Annotated in this window: 1 protein-coding gene; it reads right to left on the bottom strand. The window is 62.4% G+C overall.

Annotation, left to right across the window (positions count from 1 at the left end):
* Window positions 1–54 precede the first annotated feature (54 nt).
* Complete coding sequence (locus tag CLV77_RS00180) at window positions 55–987, bottom strand: IS5 family transposase (RefSeq protein WP_071675839.1); 933 nt, start codon at window positions 985–987, stop codon at window positions 55–57.
* Between the last annotated feature and the right edge of the window lie 63 nt (window positions 988–1,050).

Below are 1,050 nucleotides of genomic sequence, written 5' to 3'. Positions count from 1 at the left end.
GGCTCTGTTGCACAAAGCCTCTGATGTCCGGAGTTCCCCTTTCCCCGGACGGATTCATCCCACGGTTTCTGTGACAGGGATGCCAAGCGCGGTGTAGCCGTTCATGACGGCGATGCGGATCTGGACCTCTGCGACCTGTCGGTCAAAGTCCCTCGCCATGAGGCGCTGCCCCAGCAGTTTCATACAGTGCATCTTCGTTTCGGCACGGCTTCGTCGGTGGTAACCGCTCCAGTTTCGCCAGATCGCACGGCCGAGATATTTCGCCGCCCGAAGGGCTTCGTTTCTGGCAACCGCACCAGCGGTGACGGTCTTCCACGGCTTCGCGTTCTTGCGGGGCGGTATGACGGCGTGGGCGCCACGGTCAGCGATCGCATCATGGCACTTGCGGGTGTCGTAGGCGCCGTCAGCGGTGACGCGGCCGATCTCCTGGCCCTCCGGTATCTGGTTGAGCAGGTCGGGCAGCACCGGTGCATCGCCGATATGGCTCCCGGTGATCTCGACGGCTCGAACCTCCAGCGTTTGCTCGTCGATCCCGAGATGGATCTTGCGCCAGACGCGCCGTTTGGGGCCGCCGTGCTTGCGTGCGTGCCATTCGCCTTCGCCCTCGACCTTGATGCCGGTGCTGTCGATCAGCAGGTGCAGCGGCCCTTTGGAGCCACGATACGGGATGTTGACCGCGAGGGTCTTCTGGCGGCGGCTCAGCGTGCTGAAGTCTGGCACCGACCAGTCAAGGCCGACCAGGCGCAACAGGCTTTCGACGAACCCGGTCGTCTGTCTGAGTGCCATGCCGAACAGCACCTTCATTGTCAGGCAAGTCTGAATGGCAGTATCGCTGTAGGTCTGTTGGCGACCACGATTGCCTGTCGGCGCGGCCTCCCAGCACATCTCGGGATCGAACCAGATCGTCAGCGAGCCCCGGCGCTTGAGCGCTTCATTGTAGGCTGGCCAGTTCCTGGTCTTGTAGGTCGGGGATGTCGGTTTGCTCATGGAGCCCGGCTACCACGCTGGATTCACAAGATGAATCCCTCACGCGATTTGTGCAACAGAGCC

The sequence above is a fragment of the Brevirhabdus pacifica genome (genome assembly GCF_002797755.1).
Classification (GTDB): domain Bacteria; phylum Pseudomonadota; class Alphaproteobacteria; order Rhodobacterales; family Rhodobacteraceae; genus Brevirhabdus; species Brevirhabdus pacifica.
The sequence above is the reverse complement of the archived record's forward strand: the minus strand, read 5'-3'. Positions and strand labels throughout refer to the sequence as shown.

Coding starts and splice junctions, on each gene's coding strand:
- CLV77_RS00180 (WP_071675839.1), bottom strand. CDS start 987: ATGAGCAAACCGACATCCCCGACCTACAAGACCAGGAACTGGCCAGCC.